Raw genomic sequence first — 20,666 nt, forward strand, 5'->3', positions numbered from 1 at the left:
AGGATTGATAACTTAAAAATTTCCTGAAGTTTTCTTTCCAAAGCCCCAACTTAAGCCGATCTGTATGTCGGCTTTTTTTGACTGATTTATTAAAGCCGTCATCACGGATTGCGAACCTATAAAGAATCCGCCATACCGGAATCCAAGTCCGCCTGTAAATCCAGTAATGTCGTAATATCCCCAAGAAGAATAAACTTCAAATTTTCCAAAAATTGCACTGGGAGTCAGGGCTATAAGGTTGATGGCCGGAATCTGAAGGTTATTGTTTTTGTTTTGAATGAATGTCTGTCCATAAAGGCTTACAAAAAACTTATCCGTTAATTTCAAATCTGCATTTGCAGCCCATACCGTAGGTAGTCCTACTACAAAACCATCCTGATTGGATTCTCTGGAAAAATAGCCACTTTCCAAAAAATCCCTTTCTATTGCTTTTAAATCCGGTTCTAAAAGGTCTATCCGGAATGATTCTCCTTCAGGGATGGACATTCTGAAGGTCTGATTGTTTTGACCACCTCCGAAAGTTAACTTACCGATATTTCTAAATGCCATACCGGTATTCAACCATACTCCTTTGTTATTTTTCAATTGATAATTGAACCCAATGTCAAATCCAAACCCATTCAAATTTCCAAATGACAGGTTATTGTAATCTATATTAAAATTTCTTGTATCCACGACAGATTCATTATAAGAAAAATTAATGATACCTTCAGCATTAGTCAAGCTGACTTCACTTTGATCCACTACCAAAGTACCCCTCAAATTTCCCACCCCGATATTGGTATATCCTGTAGGGAAGAGTAATTTGAAATTTGTACCCACCGATAATTTGCTTTTTGGGCTGTTCCAGATTTCTCTACCGACTACTATACCCGATTCAAACCATGTCGCGGTGTTGGCCCTTTGATTGTTAGGATTGTTTATCGCAAGGCGGATTAAATCGAAATTCACTTCATTTTCAGTTACATACCTTCCTAATTCAGGATTGAGATTCAAGATGGTGGCCCTACTCTGCACTTGGGAAATAAGACCAAAAGACCATTTTCCTGTCTTCATTCCAAAGGAAGGAATGATTACCGATCCGTCAGTATTTCCATTGACAGGCTGATCCGCCCTTTCCATCATTTTGTTCCAAAGGTCATTGCTGTATTCCAGTGTTTCCGAAAAAGTGAGTACGTTATTTCCAAAGGCCGCATTTCCTGCAAAAAACTGCACTTCCACCGCCCTAGACAAATTGTTCATTTCAGCAGGATTCATCATCGCACTGATTATCCCTTTTCTTTGGCTGTTTTGGATTCCGACGTAAGGAAACTGAGCCATTACAGCTGTTGGGATCAAAAAAGTAATTAAAAGAAGTAGTAGCGCTTTATTCATATTATCTGGATAAACTCTCGCAAATTAAAGATTAAAATGATATGCATAGGAATTTTTACAAATTGGAAAATCGGAAATTCTAATCTTCAGGATTCAAAATATAATCTTCTATTTCGAACCTTGCCCAAGTCCAATCCCCTGATTCTAATTTCCAGGTAACTTCACCGGAAGAAGGCACCATAATCCCCTCAAATTCTTTTGTTGAGGTGATATTTACTGTCCATTCGGATCTTTTGGCATCAGGACCACTACCCTGATATCTTAGGGCTGAAAAACTCCTAACATGGCCCACTTCATCAAAGGTGAAAATTCCGGATCCTGAAAGGCTTTTTAAAGTCATTGTGGCCTTTGCTGTTTGTGAACCCAAATCTTTCCATACAACATAATTACTTAAAGCAGCTGAAGGATACCATACCATTTCTCCCAAAAAGCGCTGCAAAGCAGCCTCATTGATTTGGGGATTTGGCCCATCATTAGCCACAGAAAAAACTGACAAAAGCTTAAAATCCATCTCTCCCTCTCCATTTATAAACTTATCTCTACCAAATGCACTGATCACAGGCATCATCTTAATCTCTGCCTGCCATATAAATGCAGGATCGATTACTGTCGTATATTGTTCTGCAAATGCCGGATACCAATTTTTTTGTTCTGGCTTTAGCTTGATCTGGTATTTTTGTGTCATGTAGACACTTTGGATAGCTGGTTTTCCAATAATACCCGAAACTTTAAGCCATTTTTGGATCGGTTCAGGTAGGGGAGAAATATCTTCAATAGTAATTATTGGTGGTATTTCTTTTGGTACTTTTTCCAAAATAGAAGAAACTTCAGACTGGGTTTTTTTGTCAAAATCATAATTTGCCCAAGCAATCAGCGATATTGATAGAATCAGAATATTGGGAAAGGTTCCATAAAGAGAGTCTTTCCAAAAAAGAATAATCAGCACCTGGGATATCAGGACGCCTATGATCGCAAATAGCCACCAAAGTGGATTTTTGAGGAAGATAAATACACCTGAAATGACCATTATCAAAGCTGCTGATAGCCATAGTAATCCCAACGGTTTGGATACGGGGTCGGTGATTTCGTTAAGTTCAGCGAGAAGGAACGCTTTCAAAAACCCAAGTAAGTGAATTAGGCCGTGAATCAGAAGGATAATCATGAATAAGATTTTCATGGCTTTCTGGATTTTTGATAATCAAATGTAATCCAGACCGAATTAAAATTCCCTGACAGATGTCAGGTTTTCAGGTGATTTTACATTGAAAATGGATTTTGTCTAAAGACTTTTCTATGGTTGAAAATGATTTTATATTTCCTCATCCGGCCTGAAGCGGATTTTTTGAGGGTAAGAAAATGCGTGTATGCCCGATCCGGAAATGATTTTTTCTTGGATTTTTTTCCAGTTTTCGGGATTAAAAAGATCTGTATGGTAATCGAAAAAATAGTTTTTGACATCTTTTCTTCCGATCATAAAGCGCTTGAAGTCTTGGGGAAAAACATCGTTTGGCGCAATGTTATACCAAGGTGTAGATGCATAAATCTGCTCGAAAGTCTCAGGTTTTGGTTTTTCCCTGAAGTTCATGTCAGTCAAAAATTCGATTTCATCATAATCATAGAAAATCACTCTTTTTTGTCTCGTGACCCCAAAATTTTTGGTCATCATATCCCCGGGAAAAATATTTGCTTTGGCCATTTCGAGAATTGAATTGCCATATTCTTCCACAGCTTGTTTGGCATCTTCGGTGGAACAGGTGTCAAGGTAGATGTTTAGGGGAGTCATCCTCCTTTCGATGTAAACATGCCTGAGGATGAGTTCATCAGAAGTGGTATATAGCAAAGAATTGACAGTACTGCGGAGTTCTTCCAACAACAAAGGATCAATTCTATTTAGAGGCAAATGAAATTCTTCAAATTCATGCGTATCCGCCATTCTTCCAACCCGGTCATGAAGTCCGACCATCTTGTATTTTTCTCGGACTTCCTGTCGCGTCATGGTTTTGGGTGGGTCAAAATAATCCTTGATCATCTTGAAAACGACATTGTAGGAGGGAAGGGTGAAAACAGTCATAACCATACCTTTGACTCCTTCTGAAAGGACAAAATTGTCTTGACTTTGACTCAGGTGATTCAAGAAATCCCGGTAAAATTCTGTTTTCCCGTGTTTGTTGAATCCTATGGCGTTGTAAAGTTCATGGATTTTTTTGTTTGGAATCACGGCATTCAGAAAGGAGATCATTTGAGACGGAATGTCTGTTTTTACCATAAAATAGGACCGGGAAAAACTGAAAAGTCCTGACATCAGGTTTGGGTCAAATATCATGGTATCGGCAAACACACCTTTTGGTCCGTTGAGAAAAGGGATGATGAATGGCATCCATTTTCCCCCAAACCTGATTCTACCAATGACATATGCACCTTTGTTTCTATAAAAAACAGATTTCAGAACTTGGGTTGTGCTGTCAGAAGTGGGAATATACCTGGTCAAAATCACATCTTTCACAGATTTGATCAAAAATTTAATATCTTCTTCCTTGTTCATATAAGGAACACCAAAATCGAAATCTTCAAGGATCTTTTGGATGATCCTGTCCAATCCCCAATCCGAAGGATAGCTATGATAAAGGTTGTCATTTGGATAAATGGCACAAGAATTATAACCTTCATGGACAAACATCAGGTCTTCATTTATGACAAGTCCTGAATAAGATTTTCGGATTACAGAATTAAAGTAAGTTTCTGCCAATTCTTTATCCTTTTTGTTCGAAATCAGCAAAGAATAATGAGCCTTTGCCGTTTTCCAAAAATCAAAACTGTTGGTATTTTCCAAGAGAATTTCATTCAAATTCTGGCGGGTAGTATTTACCTGATCTTTGTAAAGTCGAAGCCTTTTTCGATGGTTTTGCTGAAGAGCTTTCCAATCCCTTATTTTGAAAAAGATTGGCGTCAAATCCGTCAATTCATTGAAATCCCTTATGTAGGTTTCAAATCCTGCGAGGAGGAATTGTGCGGTCTTACCTATTAATTGTTCACTCATAGAAATAGCTCAAATGACCTTTTTTGGTTTTGACTTTTTATAAATCGAGAATATAACAAGGTTTTTTTTATGTCCTTGTGAAAAAAATTGATTTTGGTTTTTTTTCACAAAATATAAAGCTGATTAAAAAGTATAAAAATTTCTGTTGGATGAGGTTATTTTTAAGTATTTCAACATGTTATAAGGTAAGAAATCTGATCCAAAAAGCTGTAAAAAATGTCTGTTTTAAGATTTTGAGAAGCACAAAATATAATTTTCGCAATCGATTGTTTGGACAATATAAAAACATTATTTACCTTTCAAGCACGTTATTCATTCAATGAATATCTACAATAGGTTTAATAGGTTTGAGAGATAAAAAAGGTTGGGACAATGTTCCGACCTTTTTTGATTTTTGAGGTTTTTATATTTCATTCGTATTCCTTATCCTATCAATAGATGCGACGGTTTTCCAAATCCCTTCTCAATAGATTTTCTCTTGGCTTCTTGGTTTTCTTTGCTTCTTGCTCATTTCAAAAAGAAAAGACAGAAAAAACGGAGGAAGTGTCGTCTGTTTCTGAGGAAGAGGAGATCAACCAACTTTTGGCATCAGGACTTCAACAGCTGGATAATTGGACAGGTTATTGGAAATCCCAAGTACCGACTTTTGATGTTTCCGGATTTCAAATAGGAAGGGAAATTACCTATGAACCTTTGGAATGGCCCGAGGATAATTTTATAAAACAGGACCATCCGCTCTATAGATACCTTGTCCCTAATCCTGAAGGTCATGGTGTGGTTGATATTTATAGTTATAAAGTGGTCCGTCCGGAAGAAGCCCAGGTTTCATTCAATCCTGATTCTGAAGTCATTTATTTCAAATCAAATGGGATGAGAGAAAGATTGATGTTTATGGGGCCTTCAGGTGGCTTTGAAGATGCCATTTGGGTCAGTCCGGACCATTTGATGGTCGCAGGATTTTTTGAAGAGGAGGGAGGAATTACTCCCAAGATTTGGATTATTATGCCCAATGATCACAAATACCTGACATTTAAACATCCGCTTTATACCTCCAATTATCCAAAGAACGGATACCTTACCAAAAAGCTCCAAAACATCGATTTTTCAAATGGAGCTAATTAAAGTTGTTAGAAAATTAGAAAAGCTGTTGAAAGACCCATTGCCGGGTAGGGTAGGGCAGCTCCGGATGTTACCGGGAGGGGTCAATGAAGAGAGATTTTCAATCAGGGATGACCACCGAAAGGGAGCAGTTCTGATGCTTTTTTTTCCTGATTCCGACAGCAGTTTTGTTCCTTTTATCAAAAGGCCGGAATATCCGGGAGTACACAGCGGACAAATAGCATTTCCTGGAGGAAAATGGGAACCTGAGGATGGAGATTTGAGCGTCACTGCATTGAGAGAAGCCGAAGAGGAAATAGGAGTTTATGCTGAAAAAGTGACTTTGCTGGGAAAACTTAGCGATGTATATATTCCGCCAAGCAATTTCTTGGTTACACCATTTATTGGTTTTATCTCCGAAAAGCCGGATTTTATTCCTGATCCCATAGAAGTGGAAAGAATTATTAGCTGTCCTTTTCCTGTACTTGTAGACAAAGAAATCAGAAAACTTACCCAAGTAGTGGGCAGTTCAGGGTCAAGATTTGAAACCCCCTATTTTGATATTGACAATGAGGTAGTATGGGGTGCAACAGCCATGATGTTGGGTGAATTCACATATTTATGGGAAAATTCCAGGTTTTGAAGTTTCTCCTATTTGTGGTATTGTTGTATGTCTAACATTTTACAAGCATGCAAGAAAGCAGTCCATTGATCAGTAATGATGCCGTTGTATTTGGATTATTGATGACCATACTGGCTTTGGTATTTTCGACTTCCTCCAGTAAATCACCATTTTGGGTTAAATTTTATAGAATTGTTCCCTCTGTCCTTTTGTGTTATTTCATCCCTGCACTTTTCAATTCATTCGGGATTATTTCAGGTGAATCATCAGGTTTGTATAAAGTAGCATCAAGGTATTTACTTCCGGCATCATTGGTTTTGTTGACCCTGAGTATTGATTTCAAAGGAATCTTAAAACTTGGGCCCAAGGCCTTGGTGATGTTTGTAGCTGGGACAATAGGAATTGTTTTGGGTGGACCTTTTGCATTGTTGGTAGTGTCTGGTATTTATCCTGAGATATTTAATGGCGTAGGGCCTGATGAAGTATGGAGAGGTTTGTCAACGATCGCCGGAAGCTGGATAGGCGGAGGTGCCAATCAGACTGCAATGTTGGAGGTTTTTGGAGCAAGTCCCTCTCTATTCAGTCAAATGATTGCGGTGGATGTATTGGTAGCCAATCTTTGGATGGCAGTATTGCTTTTTTGGGCTGCAAAGCCTGGGAAAATTGACATCATATTCAAAGCTGACAGTTCGGCAATTATTGAGTTACAGCATAAGGTAGAAAAATATAGAGCCGGGATATTGAAAATACCAACGCTTTCTGATACCATGCTCATTTTGGGTATTGGATTTTCTATAACGGGTTTTTCTCATTGGATTGCAGATATTGTTGCACCTTTTATTGGAGAAAATTACCCTCAATTAAGTCAATATTCCTTAGATTCTACATTTTTTTGGATAGTGGTCATTGCCACTACCGGAGGTCTGATGATGTCTTTTACCAAAGCAAGAGAACTTGAGGGGGCGGGAGCATCCCGATTGGGTTCTGTGCTTCTCTATGTTTTGGTGGCGACCATCGGCATGCAAATGGACCTGATGGCTATTTTTGACAATCCCATATTGTTTTTGATCGGGATTATCTGGATACTTTTTCATATCACGATCATGCTTGTGGTTGCTTTCCTGATCAAAGCGCCTTTCTTTTATGTAGCTGTCGGTTCACAGGCTAATATCGGTGGTGCTGCCTCTGCACCAATCGTCGCTTCGGCATTCAATCCATCTTTGGCTCCGGTGGGCGTTTTGATGGCTGTTTTGGGCTATGCTTTGGGAACATACGGTGCTTACCTCAGCGGTTTGTTGATGCAGTGGGTCCATGGCTAATTTTGTAAAAATAAAACTGTCTAGCCCAAATACGCGTAACTTTATAATCCTGTTTAAACCCGAATAGATGGCTATCTACCGTAAATTTATTTTTGTATGTAATGGGTCGGACTGTAAAAAGGAAGGCTGTAAAAAACTCCAACATGAAATTAAGGACCTTGTAAAGTCTGAAGACCATAAAGGAAAGTACAAAATTATCAAAACAAAGTGCATGGATTTTTGTAAATCTGCTCCTGTAGTGGTCGTCAATAATGAAGTGGTCAAAAAGTCAGATTTGGGTGCAATAAAAAAGAAATTATCTTAAAAATATTTTTAGACGAAAGTTGGCAATTAAAAAAAGCCGGGATTCAAATCCCGGCTTTTTTGTTTTAGTCGATTCCGTTTAGGAATCTACTCCAACGTATCTTGTTAAACATCGACTTGTGCTTGTCAAGGGATAGCCATAAAAACCAAGCCTTGCCTACAATGTGGTCTTCAGGGACAAATCCCCAATACCTTGAATCAAGTGAATCATGTCTGTTGTCCCCCATCATGAAGTAATAATTCTGTTTGAAAGTGTAGGAAGTGACCTTTTGGCCATCGATATACAATTCATTGTCCTGAATTTTTACATCTCCGTGCCCTTCAAATTTCTCGATGGTATAAGAATATTTTGCAATGTTTTCTTTTGTCATCTCAATGGTCCAACCTTCTCCGGGTATTTCCAATGGACCCCAATTGTCTTTATTCCAACCGAAATAAACACCATCAGGGAAAATTCTCGGGTCTCCATATTCTTCTCTGTCCTGTCTCATAGTGATCGAACCGACAGCAGGCGAACTTTTAAGTCTTTCAATGGATTCTGCAGTAGCCATGACCATATATCCCGAACCATTTGAGAATGGCATGTAACTGTCCTGATTGATGCCATACTCATCAAAAAACTCAGGAGTAAGGTTTCTATCCGACATCACATCGTAAGAAAACTGCATTTTCTCAGGATTGGAGCTAGGCTCACCATTTACATAAATCTGTGTTTTTCTGATTTCAAGGATATCTCCGGGGACAGCCACCGCCCTTTTGATATAATTTGTTTTGAGATCGACAGGATATTCAAATTCAGAAGGATAATTGAATACTACCACGTCATTTCTTTTGACATCAGAAAAACCGGGAAGCCTGTAATAGGGTAATTTGATCCAATCCACATAAGATTTGGCTTCAGTTCCCCAGATTTTTTGGTGTGTCAAAGGAACCTGCAAAGGAGTTCTTGGAATCCTTGTTCCATAGTGCATTTTGCTCACAAAAAGAAAATCGCCAACCAGCAGGGATTTCTCCATAGATGCTGTGGGAATAGTAAATGGCTCAAGGAGGAGCCAACGGATTAAGCTTGCAGCAATTACTGCAAAGACCAGTGCATCTGCCCATTCACGAGTTGCAGATTTTTTCTTTTTTACTTCAGTCATTATAGTTTAAAATTTCAGAAAGATAGGAATTCGTCCATTGATAATACGCCTTTTTTATTTTTTATCCATTCCGCCACTAAAACCGCACCAAGTGCAAATCCTTTGCGACTATGGGCAGTGTGGGTGATTTCAATATCATCAATATCAGACTGATACCTTACGATATGGGTTCCCGGAGCAGGATCGATCCGCTTTGAGGTTATTGATAAAGTTTGTTCATTTTCGTTCAATTCTCCCGAAAGCGTCCAGTTTTCAATGCGAGGAACTTCTTTGATAATCCCCTCTGCTAGTGTGATTGCAGTACCGCTTGGTGCATCTTTTTTTTCAGTATGGTGGATTTCTTCCATACTCACTTTATACTCCGGTTGGTCTTTCATCAATGAAGCTAAAAACCGGTTTAACTTAAAGAAAACATTGACTCCGATACTGTAATTGGAGGCGTAGAAGAAAGCTGAATTATACTGCAAAGTCAACTGTTCGACCATCGGTTTTTTATCAAGCCATCCTGTTGTGCCTGAGACGACAGGAATACCACGCTCAATCGCCCAACTTATATTTTCAAGGGCTGATTCCGGTGAGCTGAATTCTATGGCAACATCTACTGTGGAAATTTCTACCAAATCCAAGTCCTGTCTGTTTTCAATATTGATTTTTCCAATGATATGGTGACCACGGGATTCGGCGATTTCTCCGATGATTTTTCCCATTTTGCCATAACCTAATAAAATAATGTTCATTTCAATAGAAATTAATTTTTAATGATAGTCCCATGACATTGCCACCTCCTGCACTCATTGATTCATAGCTCGGTTCAAAACGGAAAGTCAGGTCATCACTCACATCAAATGCGGATAAATGTGCATCTACATTGGCGTCAATGATATTGAGTGCATAAATACCAATAAACAGGAAGTAATTCAAATCCCGGTTCCGCTTCCAGTAATTGACATTCCGTACTAATCCGTCACGGTTAAGACTTGGGAAAGGCTGTTCAGGGTCCTTTGGATCTTCATCAAAGATGGCAAGCGCTTCTTTGAAGAGTTCATAACGCCTATTGTTGAAATCTATAAAATAGATATTGGCGGCAAAACCCGCATAGATGATCGGCACTTTCCATGGCTTTCCATTATAAACCTGTCCGGCTCCCGGAAGCATCGCAGAAAGGAGGGTGGCAGTTTTTGGGTTTTTTATGGCAGAATTGGAATAATCAACCTTTACGGTATCCGGAGCAACAATCTGGATTTGGGAGGCAACTTCGCTTATCGGTAATAAAACAAAAACAGCAATGATAATTAGGCTTATCATTGCTTTAGATGTTGTTTTCAAACGCCAGTTTGTGGTAAACTTTTCCAAGATTCAGATAATCTCCAAAATTTCCAGAATTCTGTTGAGGTCTTCGGTTGAATGAAAGGGTATTTTTATTTCTCCTTTGTTTTTTGCATCCGACTTTAGGTTCACTTTTGTTCCAAAATGACTCGCAAGTCTTTGCTGGATTTTAGTGATTTCATATTTCCTTACAGGATCTAATGGAGACTCTTTCTTGTTTTCCTTTTCCTCGCGATCCCCATTGATTGATTTTACGAGGGCTTCGACCTGACGCACACTCAATTCTTCTTGAATTGCTTTTTTGAATATGGCAAGCTGTCTGTCGATACTTTCCACATTGATCAGAGCCCTTGCATGTCCCATGGAGATTTTATTGTCTCTCAATCCAGCCTGAATATCAGGTGGCAATTTGAGTAATCTCAGGTAGTTGTTGACCGTAGTCCTATTTTTACCCACACGCTCGCCGAGTTCTTCCTGTTTCAGATTGCATTCTGCCAAAAGTCTTTGGTAAGAATGTGCGATTTCCAAGGAATTGAGGTTTTCTCTTTGGATATTTTCTATTAATGCCATTTCCAGCATTTGCTGGTCATTGGCAGTCCGGATATAAGCGGGGATTTTTTTCAGACCGGCTATTTTTGAAGCCTGAAATCTCCTTTCTCCGGATATCAGCTGGTATTCATTTTCATCCAGTTTTCTGACAGTGATCGGCTGGATAATTCCTTGAGTCAAGATGGAATCAGCTAATTCCTGTAATGCATCCTTGTCAAAGTGCGTTCTGGGCTGGTATGGATTTACCTGAATTTCATCAAGAGAAATCTCAAAAATCCCGGCCGTCGGATAAGAAGGCATGAGGGACTCACTTTTGTTTTTTTGCGGAGAATCCTGCAACAAAGCTCCCAATCCTTTTCCCAGTGCGCTTTTCTTTGGTGTAGGTTTTTTATCAGTCATAATATTCTTTCAATCAGTTAACTTTCTCCTTGCCGTTTTTAACAGCGATTTCATGGGCAAGGTTGAGGTAAGCAACAGCTCCTTTTCCTTCTGCATCAAAGGCGATTACAGGAAGCCCAAAGCTTGGGGATTCACTCAGGCGGACGTTTCTAGGGATAATTGTCTCAAAAACCATGTTTTTGAAATGCATTCTAACTTCCTCTACTACCTGATTTGAAAGTCTTAACCTCACATCATACATGGTGAGAAGAATTCCTTCTATTTCCAGTTCAGGATTGAGTCTGGTCTGAATGATTTTGATGGTATGCAGCAATTTGCCCAGACCTTCCAAGGCAAAGTATTCGCATTGCACAGGGATAATCACTGAGTTGGCTGCTGTAAGCGCATTGATCGTGATCAATCCCAATGAAGGTGAGCAATCTATGATTACAAAATCATATTTGTCTTTGACTAGGTGGATGACAGATTTCATCTTCTCCTCCCTATTTTCGAGATTGATCATCTCTACTTCAGCACCGACCAAATCGATGTGTGAAGGGACCAATTCCAGATTTTCTATTTCAGTTTTGAGGATGATGGTGTGGATGTCTATCCCGTCCACCATGCACTCATATATACTTGTGTCTATTTCTTTTGGATCGTGACCAAGACCCGAAGTAGTATTTGCCTGCGGATCCGCATCAATGACCAAAGTCTTGAATTCCAAAACTGCGAGACTTGCCGCCAGATTCATGGCAGTAGTGGTTTTTCCTACGCCCCCTTTTTGGTTAGCAATTGCGATAACTTTTCCCATAAATATTTTAGAGGGTAATACTGTCACCAATATTAAGCAAAATCAATTCTTTTCCTGCTTCTGAAACTGCTTTTTTTGCAGCTTCCAAATCTATTTCAATGTAGGGGAAGGTATCGTAATGCATTCCCACAATTTTTTTTGTGCCTACAAAATCCGCGGCCTTGATGGCATCATGGATATCCATTGTGAAATTGTCCCCAATAGGTAGTATTGCGAAGTCAATTTTAAATTCTTCCCCGATCAGCTTCATGTCATAGGTAAGTGCTGTATCACCTGCATAATAAAAGCATCCTGCTTGATGCTTGACCACAAATCCTCCAGGATTACCACCTGAGGAACCGTCAGGGAGCGTGCTGCTATGAATGGCATTCACATACTTTACTTTTCCAAAATCAAACTTTTTACTTCCCCCTATATTCATAGGATGGTGTTTTTCTACACCCTTTTGAGCAAACCAAACAGCTATTTCATAATTGGAGACCAACATAGCATTATTGGCTTTGGTGATGGATTCTGCATCTGCCACATGGTCTTCGTGTCCATGACTGAGCAATACATAATCCGCTTTGATGGAAGAGACATCTATTTTTGATGCTTTCGGATTAGGGCTGATGAAGGGGTCAAAAAGGATTTTCGTTCCGTTGATTTTTACTAAATAGGATGAATGTCCAAAATAGGTCAGTTCGATCATGGTTGCGAGAATGATTTTATTAGCTCTATTTACAAATATATCATTTAAATTTTTGGATGAAATGAATTGTTATCCACAGTATCTATCTGAAAATGTTAATAGTCTGAGGTTTAAAGGAAAAGACATAAAAAGAAAAGAGACCCTTTTGGGTCCCTTTTGTTATTTGTTTTTCTTATTGGCGTCTGCCGCTTTCATGGCATCTTCAAGCTTTTGCTGAAATTTTGACTTTTTCTTGTCCACGTTTTTCACTTTGTTCTGCTCAATTTTCTCTCTGATTTTGGCATCATCCACAAACAATTTGATCAGCGCTTGTTGTCCGAAGGTTACCATGTTGGATACAAAATAATAGAAACTTAATGCCGCGGGGAATGAGTTAAGGACAAACATGAATACCACAGGCATGATGTACCCGAGGTTTTTCATCGGTCCGGTCTGTGCAGTGAGCTGGTTGTTGAAATGAGTATAGGCTATTTGGGAAACCGTCATCAATATCGTAAACAAACTCACGTGAGATCCATAGAAAGGTATTGTAAAGGGCAACCTCAAAATTGAATCATAAGTAGACAAGTCATGGGCCCACAGGAAGGATTGCTGACGAAGTTCGATTGCATTTGGGAAGAAGAAGAACATTGCAAACAAGAAGGGCATTTGGAAGACCAAAGGCAGACAACCTGAGATCGGACTTACACCCAATTGCCCAAAGAGCTTCATCTGTTCCTGCTGCATTTTGGTAGGATCATCAGGATATTTTGCTTTCAGTTCATCAATTTCTGGTTTGATTACCCTCATTTTTGCCATACCGATATATGACTTGTAGGTCAGCGGTGTAAGGGCAATTTTGATAATCAAGACTATAATGATGATGATGATACCGTAATTGGAGAAGTACTTTTCAAGGAACTGGAAAAGGTTTACAATAATGTACTTATTCACCCAGCTGACAAAGAAATATCCCATGTCCACGTTATTCTCAAATCCCGGTGTGATTTTTTTCAGGGTGTTGTACCTGTTTGGTCCAAAATAATAGCTCAGTTCAACCTTGTTGTTGTCTAATGGTAAAACCATTGCTGCCTGAACATTTTTGATGGAGAGGGTATCTTGTGGGGTTTGTTGGTTAAACTTTGCCGAACTGAAATTATTATCTGCAATGATCCCTGAGGTAAAAAATCTCTGGCTAAAGCTTACCCATTTTAATGGTTCTTGGACATCAGCATCATCTTCCTCTGAGGTAGTACTCAAATAATCGTGGCTTGAATCTGAAGTAAAGAAATTGATGTTGGTTTTCCTCCTTGATTCCTCGATATCCTGTTCCTGACGTATAAGCTTAGCATCCCAATTGACTAAAATGGTTGTGTCTTTTAAGCTGTTGGAAAGTCCGGTAAATTCAAGAGATTTATCTAAAACAAATCCCCCATCAGCCAAGGAATAGGTTCTGGTAATTGATCCGGTTCCAGCTTTGGTAATGAAAGTGATGATTGACACAGGGACTCCTTCCACTTCAGTTGATGAAAGTGTAGGGTTGAAATAGAATTCATTTAAACTTAAAGGTCCTTTATCAGTCTGAATTGAATAGCTTAAATCTGAACTTTCATTGTCCAACAATACCAATGGTCTCTGATCCCAGGTTTTGAATTCCTTCAGTTCCACTTTGGTGATTTCTGCACCCTTGGTGGAGAAAGTGACTGCGATTTGGTCATTTTCGAGGACAACTTCTTCCTGCGTTCCTTTGGTCATTGGAGCGAAAACACCAAATTGACGCTGAGCGATCAGGTCCTGAATACTGTCGGGCTGAATAATGTCTTCTGTTATGGTATCGGTTTCCGCAGGTTCCTGTTGGACGTTCTGTGTTACATTATTTGTCTCTTCAGGGAGTGGTTCGGGGGAGGTAGCAAAGAAAATCGAATAAATCAGCAATACTGCTGCAAATAAGATTAAGCCCGCCGCTTGGTTTCTGTCCATATAGTTACTTTAAATGCCTTTTGAAAACTAAAGGTAACAGAAAGTATTGAGGAGGAATTCCCTTTTACTTTGTGTTACCTATCTCTCTAATAAGGCTGGTATTCAAATATTTGTTTTTTTGTTGGCAATAGTAGCTGTTACGAACTTCACAAACAAAGGATGTGGATTCAAAACTGTGCTTTTATATTCGGGATGAAACTGGGTTCCCAAAAACCAAGGGTGGTTTTTAAGCTCAATAATTTCAACCAATTGTGTCTCAGGATTGATTCCGGAAGGAATCATACCCATTTTTTCCATTTGTGACAGGTATTTGTTGTTGAACTCATACCTGTGTCTGTGTCTTTCCCTAATCTTTGCTTTGCCGTAGGCCTGGGCCGCCTTGCTTCCTTTTTTGAGTTCGCAAGGATAAGAACCAAGCCTCATGGTTCCACCCATCAGCTCCACATTTTTTTGATCTTCCATCAGGCCGATCACCGGATGTGGGGTATTTGGGTCCATTTCTGTACTGTTTGCACCCTTGAGTCCGAGTACATTTCTGGCAAATTCAATTACAGCCACCTGCATGCCCAAACAAATCCCGAAAAAGGGAAGGTTGTTTTCGCGCGCAAATTTAACAGTTTCTATCTTTCCTTCAAGTCCTCTTTCGCCAAACCCCGGAGCTACCAATATGCCGTCCAGATGTTCAAGCTTTTTGGCGACTGTTTCGGGAAGTAATTCTTCAGATGAAATCAATGTCAAATTTACCTTGCATTCGCAGGCTGCACCTGCATGAACAAAGGCTTCAATGATAGATTTGTAGGCATCAGGAAGGGATACATATTTTCCTATCAGACCTATGTTGACTTCCTGCGTGGGGTTTTTTAACCTGCCCAAAAAGTCCTTCCACTGTTCTAGGTCGGTATTTACTTTTGAGCTCAGTTTAAGTTTGCTCATGACGCGCTCATCAAGCTTTTCCTTTTTCATCAATAAAGGAACATCATAGATGGTCTCAGCATCCATGGCTTCAATCACACAGTTTAGCTGAACATTGCAAAACAGGGCCAATTTCTTTTTGACATCCAATGGCAAGTGATGCTCTGTTCTGCAGACTAAGATGTCGGGCTGAATCCCCGCTTCAAGCAATTGCTTGACAGAATGTTGGGTGGGCTTTGTTTTAAGTTCTTTGGCTGCGGCGAGATATGGAATAAGTGTGAGGTGCACAACAAGTATATTGTTAGCCCCGATATCCCATTTGGCCTGACGGACAGCTTCTATAAACGGCAGTGATTCAATATCACCTACGCAACCACCGATTTCGGTAATCACCACATCATATTTGCCTTCTTCTCCAAGTTTGAAAAAATTCCTTTTGATCTCATCTGTGATATGAGGGATTACCTGCACGGTTTTTCCCAAATATTCACCTTTTCTCTCTTTGGTGATGACGTTGTTGTAAATCCTTCCTGTAGTGATGTTGTTTGCTTGGGAAGTTGGGGTGTTGAGAAAGCGCTCATAATGACCTAAATCCAGGTCGGTTTCAGCACCGTCTTCTGTGACATAGCATTCACCATGTTCGTATGGATTGAGTGTTCCGGGATCGATATTAAGGTAAGGATCGAATTTTTGGATGGTGGCACTAAAGCCTCTAGCCTGCAAGAGTTTGGCCAAAGAAGCGGCGATAATGCCTTTTCCAAGTGAGGATGTAACGCCTCCGGTGATAAAGATATATTTGGTGGTTGAGCCCATAAGAAGGGTAGGATATAGAATATTGTTTGGATTCTTATGGGATTCAAAGGTAGGAGAAAAATTTGATTTGGACGTGAGGTGAGTAAAGGAAAAATATAAAGAAGTGTTTTGAGCTTTATAGTCAGGGATTCTTTTTTTTGCCAAAAACAAATCAGGCTTCTTTGAATCCATCTTAAAAGCTATTGTAGGAATTGTAGCTTTAATCACAAAGTTATCAAAACAAAAAAACTAAATTCCCATCATGAAACTACTCGGACTGATTGGAGGGACTTCCTGGCACTCCACCATCGAATACTACAGATTGATCAATGAACTTGCCGGTGAAAGGATGGGTCACGACCAAAACCCGCCTATGTTGATCTACAGTCAAAATATCCAACTGATGCGGGAACAGGATAAAGACCTGATCAACAAAACTTACTTGCAGACTGCTCAGAAACTTGAGGCAGGCGGGGCAGAATGCATCGTCATCTGTGCCAATACTCCTCACATGGTCTATGATTTTGTCCAGCCAAAGATCAATGTCCCGATTCTACACATCGCAGATGCGATCGGTAAACGTGCCCAAAAACAGGGTTTGAAAACGCTGGGTCTGTTGGGGAACAAACCAACGATGACAGGTGATTTTATTCCAAAGTACCTCAAAACCCATTTTGATATTGATACCATTATTCCTGATGCTGTATACTTGGACAAATCGCATTATTACGTCTCCAAGGAGTTGACACTTGGAAAGTTTACCGATGAGGCCAAAGCTTTTTATTTGGAACAAATGAGACTTCTCCAAGAAAAAGGAGCAGAAGGAATGATTATGGGTTGTACCGAATTACCCTTGTTGATCAAACAGGAGGAGACTGATTTTCATTTGATATCCACTACGCAACTACATGCTAAAGCAGCTGTGGATTTTATTTTTAGCTAAAATAAAATGATGGTAAATCTCTAAGCACATTTTACAGAAGTTTAATGAGCGAATTAGATAATTGGCCTTTTAATCACAAACTTTATAATCCCTTTTAGCACTCCTTCCAATAATCTACCTTATTTTTAGGGCAAAAAAATCAGAATGGAAATCAAAGATGCAGTCAAAATCCTCAAGGAAAAGGGAAGAATCAAGGTCAAAGATGGTCATGGTACCATTTTGGAGTTGGTTGCACCTCAAAGTTGGGACGCTACAAAAGATGACCAAGACGGTATATTTCTTTTTTTTGAAGTTTTCCAGATCAGGCATGTGGCAGAGCAGTTTTCGGAGGTTTCTTTGGATATCATTGAATACGCCACCAAGCCAACAATTTACCGTACGCCTGTCAACAGGATTTTAAAAAACGGACCGATATTCGAGGGCAAAGTCAAATTTGCTGTGATCAGAAAGGATTTTTGGAACAGGTTTTTGTTTGCTTTTTCTCAGCCCTTGATTCTTCAGTTTAGTAAATCCAAAGATTGGGATATGGCTACAGAGGAATTTTTCCCGCTTTTGAGTGCCGGTACCAAAGAGATGTTTTTGAGCCCTGACGGGGATGTCAAAATAATTAGAGCATGAATTTTAAATCCCATTTAGACAAACTTGAAATTTTCAGCCGAGTAGGGCGGATAGCCGATGAACTTGGGCTGGAAACCTATGTAGTCGGTGGTTATGTCCGGGATCTGGTATTGAATAGGCCTAGCAAAGACATTGATTTTGTATGCGTGGGAAGTGGGATAGCCTTGGCCAAAGCTGTTGCTGACAGTTTTCAGGAACATGTACCACTTTCGGTTTTCAAGAATTTTGGAACAGCCAACATCCGTTTGGAGGATTGGGATGTAGAATTTGTAGGAGCCCGAAGGGAATCCTACAGACACGATTCCCGCAAACCGATCGTCGAAGACGGTACCTTACAGGAAGATCAGGAGCGCAGGGACTTTACCATCAACGCCATGGCTATATCTGTCAATTCCCATAATTATGGCGAATTGATCGATCCATTTGACGGAATAGGAGATATCAAAAAGAAAATAATCAGGACTCCTACAGATCCGATCATCACTTTTTCTGATGATCCACTCAGGATGATGCGGGCGATTCGTTTTGCAACCCAATTGAATTTTGACATCGAACCTGATACATTCCTCGCCATTGTGCATGATGCACATCGGTTGCAAATCATATCAGCGGAAAGGATAATTGACGAACTGAATAAAATCATTTTGACAGCCAAACCTTCATACGGCTTCAAATTGCTGTTTGTGAGTAAACTCTTGCATGAGTTTTTCCCTGAAATGGTCGAGCTCCAAGGTGTAGACTCAGTGGGTGACAAATCCCATAAAGACAATTTCTACCATACCCTTCAGGTATTGGACAATGTATCCCAAGTTTCAGACGACCTTTGGCTGCGTTGGGCAGCCATCATGCATGATATTGCCAAACCTGCCACTAAGAGGTTCAATCAAAAAGTCGGTTGGACATTTCATGGACATGAGGACAAAGGGTCTCGGATGGTTCCGGGGATTTTCCGCAGGATGAAACTCCCGATGGATGAGCGGATGAAGTATGTCCAAAAGCTTGTCAGGCTTCACCTGAGACCAATTTCTTTGGTATCCGAAAAAGTCACAGAATCAGCTGTCAGAAGGTTGCTATTCGATGCAGGTAATGATATAGAAGACCTTATGAAACTCTGCAGGGCTGATATCACCTCCAAAAACAATAACAAAGTGCAGCGTTTTTTGGCCAACTTTGACAAGGTAGAGGAAAAAATGAAAGAGGTAGAGGAAAATGACCAAGTCCGAAACTTTCAACCTCCAGTTTCAGGAGAGGAAATCATGGCTTTGTTTGGCCTCAAACCTTCCAAAGTTGTAGGAGAACTCAAGGAAGAAATCAAAGAGGCGATTTTGGAGGGACAAATTCAAAACAATAAAGCTGAAGCTATGGACTTATTATATAAATTAGCCGCCACAAAAGGATTGACAACGAATTAAAGATAGAAAAATGAATAAAATAATGATGACAGTGACCTTGATGTTAGCAATGGTCATTTCGGTATTTGCCCAAGATAAACCTGTAGAATCTGAAACAAACCAAAAAAGAAATGAAATCGACAGGAAGATTTATCAGTTGGCTTTAAGGTACAATGACTTGGCTGTAGCCCGTATGAAACTCTTTGAATTGATAGAAAGGAATCCTACCAATATTACTTATCCTGAGACTCTTATTTCACTATATTTTGAAGCAGGTCAATATACTTCCGCGGCGGTTTCTGCTTTGGATGTTTTGGAAATGAATGACAAAAGCCTCATTGCCCTTGAAGTTGCAGCCAATTCATTGGAACAATTAGGCGCATTGGACAAGGCATTGCCAAATTTTGAAAGGCATTACCTGCTGACCAATAATCTTTTCAGTCTTTACAAAACCGCTTACATGCAATATTCTCTCAACAGGCAGGATGAAGCGCTTAACTCCATCAATATGTTGGTAAAGGCTCCTAAATCAACTGAAGAAAAAGTAGGCTTTCCAAAAATTGACAACACTACACAAGAAGTTTCCCTCAAGGCTGCAGCGTTAAACCTAAAAGGGATGGTTTACATGTATCAGAAAAACAAAGCCGAGGCTATTACAGCTTTGAATCAGGCATTGGAAATTCAAGCTGATTTTGAACTTGCCATCGAAAATCTCAAAGAAGTAAACAAAATGTAAGCGTCGTTGCAAAAAATTGAGAAAGCCAAACAGTGATGTTTGGCTTTTTTGTTTTTAGATTTTTTCGAATGAGTTGAAAAGGATTTCGATTATTTCATCCTTATTCTTGGAAATCCTGATTTTGGTTCCATCCTCCATTTCCACTTGCCCACCTTCTGATTTGAGAATTTTTTTTATATAAAGAGGATTGATCAGGTGGGAATGGTGTATCCGGAGAAAGCCGCTTTTTAAAAGTGCATTCTCCAGACATTTCAGTTGCCTGCTAACCATGATGGGAAAGTTATTTCCGTCATAGATGATTTTGGTGTAGTTGCCATTTGCCTCACAGCGTAATATTTTGGCAACATGCAAAATTTCAAACCCTTCCAACGTCGGGATGGCGATTCTCCCGGGATGGATATTGTCTAATACTTTATATTGGATCGGCTTAGTGGGAACTTCGGTTTTTGGATTCACCAGGCTGATTGTTTTGGTATTCTTGAATTTTTTTAATCCAGTACCAATATCGAATTTCAAATAACTTTCCATAGTCAGCGGTATTATAAAGAAAGGAAAAATCAACTGAGCTAAAATTCCAAAAATCAAAACCCTCAAACTATACCCCAAAAGGAGTATTTTTTGCTTTTTCTTATTTCTTGGAAATGATCAAATGTGAATTGAAT

General features: G+C 39.6%; 20 protein-coding genes. 8 read left to right on the forward strand and 12 right to left on the reverse strand.

Annotated elements, in window-relative coordinates:
• Positions 1 to 12: 12 nt before the first annotated feature.
• The 3 genes from NU887_RS07050 to aceK all read right to left on the reverse strand — a co-directional run bounded on the left by NU887_RS07050 (position 13) and on the right by aceK (position 4,411).
• A complete protein-coding gene (locus NU887_RS07050) occupies positions 13 to 1,374 on the reverse strand; it encodes a DUF5723 family protein (protein ID WP_258422668.1) in 1,362 nt (453 codons plus the stop codon).
• Between the two features lie 79 nt (positions 1,375 to 1,453).
• Positions 1,454 to 2,551, reverse strand: coding sequence for a DUF6544 family protein (locus tag NU887_RS07055; RefSeq protein WP_258422669.1), 1,098 nt, complete (start codon positions 2,549 to 2,551; stop codon positions 1,454 to 1,456).
• A 132-nt stretch (positions 2,552 to 2,683) separates the two neighbouring features.
• A complete protein-coding gene (gene aceK / locus NU887_RS07060; protein ID WP_258422670.1) occupies positions 2,684 to 4,411 on the reverse strand; it encodes a bifunctional isocitrate dehydrogenase kinase/phosphatase in 1,728 nt (575 codons plus the stop codon).
• 438 nt (positions 4,412 to 4,849) lie between these two features.
• Here aceK and NU887_RS07065 point away from each other — a divergent pair, with 438 nt between their 5' ends.
• The 4 genes from NU887_RS07065 (at position 4,850) to NU887_RS07080 (ending at position 7,754) form a co-directional block, all read left to right on the forward strand.
• Entirely contained in the window at positions 4,850 to 5,533 is a 684-nt protein-coding gene (locus NU887_RS07065) for a bifunctional isocitrate dehydrogenase kinase/phosphatase (RefSeq protein WP_258422671.1), read from the forward strand.
• Complete coding sequence (locus tag NU887_RS07070; protein ID WP_258422672.1) at positions 5,520 to 6,152, forward strand: NUDIX hydrolase; 633 nt, start codon at positions 5,520 to 5,522, stop codon at positions 6,150 to 6,152. Before NU887_RS07065 ends, NU887_RS07070 begins: the two co-directional genes overlap by 14 nt.
• Positions 6,153 to 6,199: 47 nt before the next feature.
• On the forward strand, positions 6,200 to 7,450 hold the full coding sequence (locus NU887_RS07075; protein ID WP_258422673.1) for a DUF819 family protein: 1,251 nt from the start codon (positions 6,200 to 6,202) through the stop codon (positions 7,448 to 7,450).
• A gap of 67 nt (positions 7,451 to 7,517) precedes the next feature.
• Positions 7,518 to 7,754, forward strand: a complete 237-nt coding sequence (locus NU887_RS07080; RefSeq protein WP_258422674.1) for a (2Fe-2S) ferredoxin domain-containing protein — start codon at positions 7,518 to 7,520, stop codon at positions 7,752 to 7,754.
• A gap of 64 nt (positions 7,755 to 7,818) precedes the next feature.
• On the opposite strand, the gene lepB is transcribed toward NU887_RS07080, so the two are convergent.
• From lepB to NU887_RS07120, 8 genes are all read right to left on the reverse strand, one after another.
• Positions 7,819 to 8,895, reverse strand: a complete 1,077-nt coding sequence (gene lepB, locus NU887_RS07085; RefSeq protein ID WP_258422675.1) for a signal peptidase I — start codon at positions 8,893 to 8,895, stop codon at positions 7,819 to 7,821.
• A gap of 14 nt (positions 8,896 to 8,909) precedes the next feature.
• A complete protein-coding gene (dapB, locus tag NU887_RS07090; protein WP_258422676.1) occupies positions 8,910 to 9,632 on the reverse strand; it encodes a 4-hydroxy-tetrahydrodipicolinate reductase in 723 nt (240 codons plus the stop codon).
• A 1-nt stretch (position 9,633) separates the two neighbouring features.
• On the reverse strand, positions 9,634 to 10,200 hold the full coding sequence (locus NU887_RS07095; RefSeq protein ID WP_258422677.1) for a DUF5683 domain-containing protein: 567 nt from the start codon (positions 10,198 to 10,200) through the stop codon (positions 9,634 to 9,636).
• A 51-nt stretch (positions 10,201 to 10,251) separates the two neighbouring features.
• Positions 10,252 to 11,169, reverse strand: a complete 918-nt coding sequence (locus NU887_RS07100; RefSeq protein WP_258422678.1) for a ParB/RepB/Spo0J family partition protein — start codon at positions 11,167 to 11,169, stop codon at positions 10,252 to 10,254.
• A 13-nt stretch (positions 11,170 to 11,182) separates the two neighbouring features.
• Complete coding sequence (locus NU887_RS07105) at positions 11,183 to 11,962, reverse strand: ParA family protein (protein ID WP_258422679.1); 780 nt, start codon at positions 11,960 to 11,962, stop codon at positions 11,183 to 11,185.
• Between the two features lie 7 nt (positions 11,963 to 11,969).
• Entirely contained in the window at positions 11,970 to 12,653 is a 684-nt protein-coding gene (locus NU887_RS07110; RefSeq protein WP_258422680.1) for a metal-dependent hydrolase, read from the reverse strand.
• Positions 12,654 to 12,812: 159 nt separating this feature from the next.
• Positions 12,813 to 14,612: a membrane protein insertase YidC gene (yidC, locus tag NU887_RS07115; RefSeq protein WP_258422681.1), complete on the reverse strand. Its 1,800-nt coding sequence runs from the start codon at positions 14,610 to 14,612 to the stop codon at positions 12,813 to 12,815.
• Between the two features lie 102 nt (positions 14,613 to 14,714).
• A complete protein-coding gene (locus NU887_RS07120) occupies positions 14,715 to 16,337 on the reverse strand; it encodes a CTP synthase (protein ID WP_258422804.1) in 1,623 nt (540 codons plus the stop codon).
• 241 nt (positions 16,338 to 16,578) lie between these two features.
• On the opposite strand from NU887_RS07120, the gene NU887_RS07125 reads away from it, so the two are divergent.
• The 4 genes from NU887_RS07125 to NU887_RS07140 all read left to right on the forward strand — a co-directional run bounded on the left by NU887_RS07125 (position 16,579) and on the right by NU887_RS07140 (position 20,004).
• Positions 16,579 to 17,259 carry an aspartate/glutamate racemase family protein gene (locus tag NU887_RS07125; protein WP_258422682.1) on the forward strand — a complete coding sequence of 227 codons (681 nt, stop codon included), beginning with the start codon at positions 16,579 to 16,581 and terminating at the stop codon, positions 17,257 to 17,259.
• Positions 17,260 to 17,403: 144 nt separating this feature from the next.
• Positions 17,404 to 17,877 (forward strand): hypothetical protein, encoded by a 474-nt coding sequence (locus NU887_RS07130; protein ID WP_258422683.1) that lies wholly within the window; start codon positions 17,404 to 17,406, stop codon positions 17,875 to 17,877.
• A complete protein-coding gene (locus NU887_RS07135) occupies positions 17,874 to 19,289 on the forward strand; it encodes a CCA tRNA nucleotidyltransferase (RefSeq protein WP_258422684.1) in 1,416 nt (471 codons plus the stop codon). Before NU887_RS07130 ends, NU887_RS07135 begins: the two co-directional genes overlap by 4 nt.
• A 10-nt stretch (positions 19,290 to 19,299) precedes the next feature.
• The gene (locus tag NU887_RS07140; protein WP_258422685.1) at positions 19,300 to 20,004 is read left to right on the forward strand and encodes a tetratricopeptide repeat protein; all 705 of its coding nucleotides are present in this window, start codon (positions 19,300 to 19,302) and stop codon (positions 20,002 to 20,004) included.
• Positions 20,005 to 20,058: 54 nt separating this feature from the next.
• Here NU887_RS07140 and NU887_RS07145 read toward each other — a convergent pair whose 3' ends face one another.
• Positions 20,059 to 20,532 (reverse strand): LytR/AlgR family response regulator transcription factor, encoded by a 474-nt coding sequence (locus tag NU887_RS07145; protein WP_258422686.1) that lies wholly within the window; start codon positions 20,530 to 20,532, stop codon positions 20,059 to 20,061.
• Positions 20,533 to 20,666: the final 134 nt, after the last annotated feature.

The sequence above is a fragment of the Aquiflexum gelatinilyticum genome, assembly GCF_024741135.1.
Lineage (GTDB): Bacteria > Bacteroidota > Bacteroidia > Cytophagales > Cyclobacteriaceae > Cognataquiflexum > Cognataquiflexum gelatinilyticum.

Coding starts and splice junctions, on each gene's coding strand:
- NU887_RS07070 (WP_258422672.1), top strand. CDS start 5,520: ATGGAGCTAATTAAAGTTGTTAGAAAATTAGAAAAGCTGTTGAAAGAC.
- dapB (WP_258422676.1), bottom strand. CDS start 9,632: ATGAACATTATTTTATTAGGTTATGGCAAAATGGGAAAAATCATCGGA.
- aceK (WP_258422670.1), bottom strand. CDS start 4,411: ATGAGTGAACAATTAATAGGTAAGACCGCACAATTCCTCCTCGCAGGA.
- NU887_RS07055 (WP_258422669.1), bottom strand. CDS start 2,551: ATGAAAATCTTATTCATGATTATCCTTCTGATTCACGGCCTAATTCAC.
- NU887_RS07100 (WP_258422678.1), bottom strand. CDS start 11,169: ATGACTGATAAAAAACCTACACCAAAGAAAAGCGCACTGGGAAAAGGA.
- yidC (WP_258422681.1), bottom strand. CDS start 14,612: ATGGACAGAAACCAAGCGGCGGGCTTAATCTTATTTGCAGCAGTATTG.
- NU887_RS07105 (WP_258422679.1), bottom strand. CDS start 11,962: ATGGGAAAAGTTATCGCAATTGCTAACCAAAAAGGGGGCGTAGGAAAA.
- NU887_RS07095 (WP_258422677.1), bottom strand. CDS start 10,200: ATGATAAGCCTAATTATCATTGCTGTTTTTGTTTTATTACCGATAAGC.
- NU887_RS07145 (WP_258422686.1), bottom strand. CDS start 20,532: ATGGAAAGTTATTTGAAATTCGATATTGGTACTGGATTAAAAAAATTC.
- NU887_RS07065 (WP_258422671.1), top strand. CDS start 4,850: ATGCGACGGTTTTCCAAATCCCTTCTCAATAGATTTTCTCTTGGCTTC.
- NU887_RS07125 (WP_258422682.1), top strand. CDS start 16,579: ATGAAACTACTCGGACTGATTGGAGGGACTTCCTGGCACTCCACCATC.
- NU887_RS07110 (WP_258422680.1), bottom strand. CDS start 12,653: ATGATCGAACTGACCTATTTTGGACATTCATCCTATTTAGTAAAAATC.
- NU887_RS07135 (WP_258422684.1), top strand. CDS start 17,874: ATGAATTTTAAATCCCATTTAGACAAACTTGAAATTTTCAGCCGAGTA.
- NU887_RS07130 (WP_258422683.1), top strand. CDS start 17,404: ATGGAAATCAAAGATGCAGTCAAAATCCTCAAGGAAAAGGGAAGAATC.
- lepB (WP_258422675.1), bottom strand. CDS start 8,895: ATGACTGAAGTAAAAAAGAAAAAATCTGCAACTCGTGAATGGGCAGAT.
- NU887_RS07120 (WP_258422804.1), bottom strand. CDS start 16,337: ATGGGCTCAACCACCAAATATATCTTTATCACCGGAGGCGTTACATCC.
- NU887_RS07080 (WP_258422674.1), top strand. CDS start 7,518: ATGGCTATCTACCGTAAATTTATTTTTGTATGTAATGGGTCGGACTGT.
- NU887_RS07140 (WP_258422685.1), top strand. CDS start 19,300: ATGAATAAAATAATGATGACAGTGACCTTGATGTTAGCAATGGTCATT.
- NU887_RS07050 (WP_258422668.1), bottom strand. CDS start 1,374: ATGAATAAAGCGCTACTACTTCTTTTAATTACTTTTTTGATCCCAACA.
- NU887_RS07075 (WP_258422673.1), top strand. CDS start 6,200: ATGCAAGAAAGCAGTCCATTGATCAGTAATGATGCCGTTGTATTTGGA.